Raw genomic sequence first — 7,560 nt, 5'->3', positions numbered from 1 at the left:
TTTTAAACCGCTAGGCATGAAAAGTACCTTCTTTAATCCCGATTCATCGGTTCTCGGGCGGGTGGCACCTACGGAGATAGATGAGCGATACGGTCGAGGATTGGTCCACGGCATCGTTCACGATGAAAGAGCGTGGCAGCTTGGTGGTGCGGCCGGCCATGCGGGACTTTTCTCCACGGTCGATGATCTGGCAGCCTATGCACAAATGATGATGGATGAAGGTTTCTACGGTGGACGGCGCTATTTCAGCCGTTCGATCATCGAAGAGTTTACCCGGAAGCAGGAAATGCCCACTGGCAGCGACAGGGCGCTTGGATGGGACACACGGGCGAAAGAAGGCAGCTGGTCTGGAGATTATTTCAGCGAAAGTAGTTTTGGTCATACCGGATTTACCGGCACTTCCATCTGGATTGACCCTAACGAGAGGATCGCTGTTATTCTGTTGACCAATCACGTACATCCATCACGGGGTAATTCTCCGGATGAGTTTGCTGATTGGAAAGCCGAAATGAGACAAGTCCGCCGTGACTTCTACAATTCCGTGATGCGGGTCGTTCTTGATCGGTAGGATCAGTCATAGGGAGCGAATCAGGGTAGACTGAACTGTGACATCAATCGACTTCACTGTCCTGTTCGTATATCTGATTATCATAACAGGTGTAGCTGTTTGGGCGGGAAGGCGACAGACCTCGGCACACAGTTTCTTTCTGGCCGACCGGAATCTGCCGTGGTGGGTAATCATGTTCTCAGTGGTGGCCACTGAGACGTCCGTCCTGACTTTTCTCAGCATCCCCGGGATCGCATATCATTCTGATCTCGGCTTCCTTCAGCTGGCGATGGGATACATCATAGGGAGGTGGCTGGTGGCACGCTTCCTTCTTCCTCACTACTTTGAGCAAGGAATAGAATCTACTTACGAATTCATCGGGTACCGCTGGGGGAGACCGGTACAGCGGTTTACATCGCTCATCTTTCTTTGCACCCGCATCTTGGCGGACGGCGTCCGTCTCTTCATGGTGGCCATCCCCCTCGCTCTGATTACAGGCTGGTCATACCCCGCCTCCATCGCTGTCATTGGCGTCTTCACACTCGCCTATACTCTCATTGGTGGGATCCGCTCCGTCGTCTGGGCTGATACCGTCCAGTTCGGCATCTATATTCTGGGGGCGGTGGCCACCTACGTTGTTCTGGATGGACTGCTCGACGGCGGTTGGTCAAACATATTATCATCAGCTTCCGGTGTGGGCAAACTGACCTTATTCCATTTCGCCTCAGAAAGCGGTTCTTCACTGATCAATGCACCGTATCACTTTCTGACGGCGGTGGCGGGAGGGGTGTTCTTGTCACTGGCTTCCCACGGTACGGACCACCTTATGGTGCAGCGTATCATAGCTGCCAGAAGTAAAGAAGATGGACAGAAAGCACTTATCGGCAGCGGCATCGTTGTCTTCTTTCAGTTCGCCGTCTTCCTTATCTTGGGGGTAGGTATCTGGTTTTTCTATCAGAAGCCTGAAATGAATGCCAACGAAGTGTTCTCAACTTTCATCCTCGAGAATCTTCCCGCCGGTCTCAAAGGTTTAATCGTCGCCGCAATATTTTCGGCGGCCATGTCGACGTTGAGTTCCTCCATCAATGCCTTGGCATCGTCTACCATGACAGATTGGATCAAGAGCGCCAGACCGGATAAGGTTACCCTCGCCATGTCAAGGATGCTTTCTGTTTTCTGGGCAGTAGTGCTTATCTTTGGCGCAACCCTGTTCACCTCCACCGAAAGCCCCTTGGTGGAAGTAGGACTTACTATCGCATCGTTCACTTATGGCGGTCTTCTGGGATTCTTCGTTATCGGTCGCTTCGCCGCACGCGAATGCTCGAAGGTTTCGGTGGTTTCCGGCTTTGTCACTTCGCTGCTGGTGATGGTAGGAGTCGTCTTACTCACTGATATTGCCTGGCCGTGGTTTACAATCATCGGCGTCACCGTGATGGTTGGTACTTCTTCACTCCTCAACATGTTTATAAGAGCAGATTCATGATTAAAGTTATAGTTTATACAAAATACTTAATTGCTATAATTACTACAATAATATCCTTTTGTGTGTCCCAGGATTTTCAGTATTCAAAAGTAATGCCGGTGCCGGACATGGCACAATTTCCCGCTATATTCAGCGGGCTCGATATCCTGGAAGAGATGGGCTTCGAACCTTTGAAAGGGAAGCGGCTTGCTATTCTGGCCAATCATACCAGTGTCAATCGGAGAGGTGAACATCTACTCGACTTGCTCTCCCGAAACCGGTCGGATTTTGATATCAGGATTATTTTCACGCCTGAGTTTGGTATTCTTGCCAGCGGAACGCAGGAGGTCAGCATCATGCACGGAGGGGAGGATCCCTGGTTTGGGGCGCCGGTGAAACAACTTTGGGGACGGGATTTCAAGCCTACCAGAAGGAATCTCAAGGATGTGGATTTTATTCTGGTGGATATTCAGGATCCTGGCATCAGGTTCTTGAGCTTCATGACTACAGTGACCAAAGTGATGGAAGCCGCCGCCCAGTTGAATATCCCGGTGATGATACTCGATCGACCCAACCCTCTTAACGGAATCAATGTAGATGGTCCTGTGGTTCATCCTCACTATCAGTCTTTTGTCGGTTACCATCTCGTTCCCGTCCGCCACGGTCTGACGGTGGGGGAGTATGCACTTCTGGTGAATGAGACAGGGTGGATAAGGCAGTCGGAGAGGGTAGAGTTGACCGTAGTGCCTATGAGGAACTGGAAGCGTGAAATGTGGATGAGTGAGACTGGCTTCACACAAAAGCCGTTTGTGCCCGGCGTTGAAGACGTCTCCACTCTCCTCTCTCTGGTGGGGATGGGACTACTGTCGTCGGGTAGTAATGTTTCGGCGGGTCTTGGCAGTGAAAGACCATATATGCAGCTGGGTGCGCCGTGGATTTTCTCGAAAGAGATTATCAGGTCTTTGGCGAAGTACAAACTTCCCGGTGTCAGGTTTACTGCCGTAACTTTTACACCGGATTCTGTCTCTTCTCTGATAGCGAATCCTCTTTACCGGGGTGAGGAATGCCACGGCATCCAGTTTCATATCACCGATAGAAACAGCTTTTCCCCCATTCACACTTCAACGGTGTGTCTTGCTACTATCAGTCGCCACTATCCGCGCAGGTTTAGATGGGTTGGTGACAACTATATCGATAAGCTCTACGGCCACGACTACCTGCGAATCTTCATTGCCCAGGAGAGAGATATCATGAAACTGCCGGCTACATGGTCCAAAGATGTAATCAATTTCAGCAAGTTCAGGGAGCGCTATCTCCTTTACTGAAAGGTGATTTCTCTTATCTTCAGAAGCCGAATTCTGATCATCGTGTTCCTTATAAGCGGAACAGTCTCTTCCCAATCGCATTTTACACTGCCGAAGAATGTGTGGCGGCTTACGCTGGGCAGGGGCAATTCTAACGCCGACTGGATCAGTTGGGGCGGGAAAAAGGGACTCTATAACGAACGTTTCTCGCTGGAGGGCTACGGCCAGCGGTATTACGATCATTCGAACAGAGATTCCGAAAATGATCTCGTTGCGCTCGGCGACATCACCATGTCTGGTGGTGATAAGGTAAAAGATATCATTAGTGCATTCAACTACTCTTCCGCTGCGGCTGAGTGGGGAAAATCGCTTTTTGACTTCGGCGAAGACTTTTTCGGTTCCGATTCTATTTTCATCGGTGGTTACATCACCAATCCAAATAGGACTCTCAAAGAGTCGCTGGTGAATATTGGTATTGAATACGGATTGACAGACAAAGTGACTTTCTTTATCAATATTCCATACTATACGACCGCTCAGCAGCAGAACAGATGGGGGTGGAAATCAGGTTTATCCCAGGATGTTGATCTGGAAGGATTTATCGCCTATCACGACACCAACAAGGTGAGATTCGAAGAGTTGTTCCTATCGAATGCGTACAGCTCTGTCAGTTTCAGTTTGCGCCAGTTGCTCGAATCAGTCTACGAAAATTTTTACACGCAAGGCGGGAAGTACTCACTTCTGTGGGCGTTGAAGGCTGGCTCCGATCCGTATGGCAATGCAATCTACGGTGCGGAGTACAATCCGTTTTCTGACAGTGACACGGCGGTGACAACGGTTGATTCCCTTATAGCGTTCTACCATCCTGACCGGAGCACTTCCGGCCTCGGCGACGTACGGTGGGGATTCAATGCGCTCCTTTTCGGTTCACCGGTTTGGGCGGGAGAGTCGATCTATTCAGTCTACGGCGGCATCGGTATGATACTTCCAATGGCCAGGATTCTTCAACAGTACGATGCAACTAAAGTTGATACCACAGGCCGGCCGAAGCAGTTCAAACAGTTGATGCTGGGAAACGGCGTCACACAATGGAGGTTTTCACTTTTTGGCGAATTCTATCGTAGCATCTTTGACCGTATGGTCCGCTTCAACTGGCGGGCGGACTACTTATTCAGTCAGGAAGGAAAATTCTGGCCACGAATGACACCGCGCGGCCTCTTCACCGTCCAGCACGATTCGGTACTAAAGCAAATTGGTGAAGTATATCGCATGAAGCGGGGAGACGTTTTGTCTGCTCAGATTGCCGGATTCATCGAACTGATTCCGGACCGGTTCTCGGTATCGCTAGCCCAGGAATGGTACCTTAAGCGGCGGGATACCTACTATTCAGATAGTGCCCATTGGAACGAATGGATGGCTGGCGGAACTGAACTGCACGACAAATACGATACGCGTTTCTTCCTAGTCAGTCAAAGATTCGGTCTGGTACTGCACAATATCCATCCGCTCAGGACTATTGGCCCGGTTCCGTTTGAGCTTGAAATTTCTGCCGTTTTCCCTGTTATAACGCGGCACAGTTGGCGCAGATTCATCTTCATGCTTTCGTTCAATACTTACTTCCAATTCTGGTAGAATAGAAGAGGACATGACTGAAGAGAAGAGAGCCGTTTGGGGTTGGGCATTGTATGACTGGGCGAACTCTGCTTTCGCCACCACCGTTATGGCCGGTTTCTTTCCCATCTTCTTCAAACAGTACTGGAGTTACGGCGCCGATGTCAACGTCAGTACCGCACAGCTGGGATTTGGTAATTCTCTCGCCAGTCTCTTTGTGGCGCTCATTGCCCCAATTCTGGGTGCCGCGGCCGATAAAGGTTCGGCGAAAAAGAAGTTCCTCATCTTCTTTGCCTATCTGGGAGTTCTGATGACAGCGGCACTCTTCCTCGTGGAGAAAGGAGCCTGGGCGTGGGCCATCTTTATCTATGCCATGGGAACCGTTGGTTTTGCCGGAGCCAACGTTTTCTACGATTCCCTTCTACCGACGGTGGCCGGCAAAGATAGAATCGACTCCGTTTCCGGGCTCGGCTTCGGCATGGGCTACCTGGGAGGCGGTCTTCTCTTTGCACTCAATGTAGCTATGGTTCAATTCCCGCATATTTTCGGCATCGCAGATGCAGGGCTGGCTGTTAAGTACTCTTTTCTCTCGGTGGCCATCTGGTGGGGGCTGTTCACACTTTTCACTATCTTCTGGGTTAAGGAGGAAAAGCAACAGCTACATACGGACGAGGTTCATCTCTTTGTTGACGGGTTCAGACAACTTGCGGCCACCTTCAGAGAGATCAGATACTTGAAGACTCTCTTCCTGTTTCTCATTGCATACTGGCTCTATATAGATGGGGTCGACACCATCATCAAAATGGCTGTGGACTACGGTCTCTCTCTCGGCTTTGATGACAGCGATCTTATCCTGGCACTGCTGATTGTCCAATTCATCGGATTCCCGGCGGCCATCCTCTACAGTAAACTTGGAGAAAAGTGGGGTGTCCGCAAGGCTATCTTTCTAGCCATTGGTGTTTACAGTGCGGTAACTCTCTGGGGAATGATGATGACTAATCGGAACGAATTCTATCTCCTGGCCGTGGTCATCGGGCTGGTACAGGGGGGCATTCAGGCGTTGAGTCGTTCATACTATTCACGACTTATTCCTGTGGGACGGGAGGGAGAGTTCTACGGATTCTACAATATGCTGGGCAAGTTTGCGGCCATTGTAGGACCGGCTCTGATGGGAATCGTGGGCCTTGCGGTAAAGCGTATCCTGATGCCTCCGTCACCAACGGAAATGCAACTGGTGGAAATCGGGCGCCTCGCTTCCCGCTGGAGCATCGGTTCAATACTGATCCTTTTTGTAGCGGGAGCAATCCTCCTCTATCTGGTGGATGAGGAAAAGGGGGAGCGGGAGACCGCCTTGCTAGAAGCTCAGTAAATGAAGGGCTTTACCTCTTCATTAGTTACGTTCTTGCTTGTACTTCCATTCCTTTCTATCGGATTGATCAATGCCGAAAGCAAAAGCTGTCGAGCCTTTGCGGTAGGGTCCAAGTTTCGCCTCGAAAAAGCGGCCGACCGCGAAACGTTTGCAACATGGGTTGACTCCCTCGTGGGAGAGTGCGCCATAAACTTCGCCCCCGATCGCCCCAATCTAGTAGTCTTCGGGGAACTGTTCGGAATGGTGACAGCTCTTGCTGGTGAAGATATGACGGCGGCGAGAAGGGCCGAAAGGCTTGAAGATGCCTTTGCAATCGCTGGCGAAGAATTGATGAACAGGTTTCTGTATCATAAGCTGTCCAATATGTGGTTTGGCATCAGCGATGAACGGGCGCTTTTCCTCTCGCTCACGGATAAGCTATATACACCATTCTTCCAAATCTTTCCGGAGCTGGCGAAGAAGTACGACTGTTACATCATCGCGGGGGCACTCTCTGCTGACGTTAAAGCAGGCAGTCCTAGCCTGACAGCTTGGCTCATGGGGTACAGGAATGTATCGTACTCCCCAAGCAGTAACCAGGTGTATAATATTGCATCCTTTTGGGATCCTCGGGGGCAGCTCATCGGCACCACAAAAAAAGTCTATCTGACATCAAAGGAGATTGAAATGGATCTCTCCCGCGGGATGTTGAAGGATGTGGAGGTCTACGATACACCGTTCGGGAAGGTCGGTATTGCTATCAGTCTCGATGCGTTCAGGCAGGACTATGTCAGCTGGCTGGACGATAACGGATGTCAGATCATCGTTCAGCCCGATGCCAACGATCGACCGTGGGCCGATTATCATCCCATGTCAGACGTCTGGCAGCCAAAGGAGTGGATGTGGTCAACATTTGGGTCGATTCAGAAAGAGTATGAGAACATTCAGGTCAACATTTGCCCCATGATAGTAGGTAATTTCTATGAGCTTGTATTCGATGGGCAGAGTTCTATTACAGCCAAATCGGACAGCTATCCGCAGGACAGCTATGTAGGTGTCGATCTTCAAACGGATGATCCATATTATCACGGCCGCTATAAGGGAAAATTTCTTGCCAGGGGTAGCTGGGTCATGAGCGGGGATACAGATGAAATTGAGGCACTCAGATCAATGGCGCGTTCGCTTCAGAAAGGAGGAACAAGAGAGAACCAATATCATGAACAGATAATCTGGGCTGATATCGAGGTCGAACCTTGAACTTGACAATCTGATAGAAAGAAATTATATT

6 protein-coding genes are annotated in these 7,560 nt (G+C 50.2%); all 6 read left to right on the top strand.

The features are described 5' to 3' along the window. Positions 1-568: serine hydrolase (locus QF669_05740; protein ID MDP6456934.1), on the top strand; the 568-nt coding region annotated here is incomplete at its 5' end. 37 nt (positions 569-605) lie between these two features. After that, positions 606-2,030, top strand: a complete 1,425-nt coding sequence (locus QF669_05735; GenBank protein ID MDP6456933.1) for a sodium:solute symporter — start codon at positions 606-608, stop codon at positions 2,028-2,030. Between the two features lie 107 nt (positions 2,031-2,137). Then, on the top strand, positions 2,138-3,334 hold the full coding sequence (locus QF669_05730) for a DUF1343 domain-containing protein (GenBank protein ID MDP6456932.1): 1,197 nt from the start codon (positions 2,138-2,140) through the stop codon (positions 3,332-3,334). A 3-nt stretch (positions 3,335-3,337) separates the two neighbouring features. Then, on the top strand, positions 3,338-4,945 hold the full coding sequence (locus QF669_05725; protein ID MDP6456931.1) for a hypothetical protein: 1,608 nt from the start codon (positions 3,338-3,340) through the stop codon (positions 4,943-4,945). 13 nt (positions 4,946-4,958) lie between these two features. Next, a complete protein-coding gene (locus QF669_05720) occupies positions 4,959-6,293 on the top strand; it encodes an MFS transporter (GenBank protein ID MDP6456930.1) in 1,335 nt (444 codons plus the stop codon). Then, positions 6,294-7,529 carry a nitrilase-related carbon-nitrogen hydrolase gene (locus tag QF669_05715; GenBank protein MDP6456929.1) on the top strand — a complete coding sequence of 412 codons (1,236 nt, stop codon included), beginning with the start codon at positions 6,294-6,296 and terminating at the stop codon, positions 7,527-7,529. Positions 7,530-7,560 lie beyond the last annotated feature (31 nt).

Source organism: Candidatus Neomarinimicrobiota bacterium (assembly GCA_030743815.1).
In the GTDB taxonomy this organism is placed as follows: Bacteria; Fidelibacterota; Marinisomatia; order Marinisomatales; family S15-B10; genus UBA2146.
The sequence above is the reverse complement of the archived record's forward strand: the minus strand, read 5'-3'. Positions and strand labels throughout refer to the sequence as shown.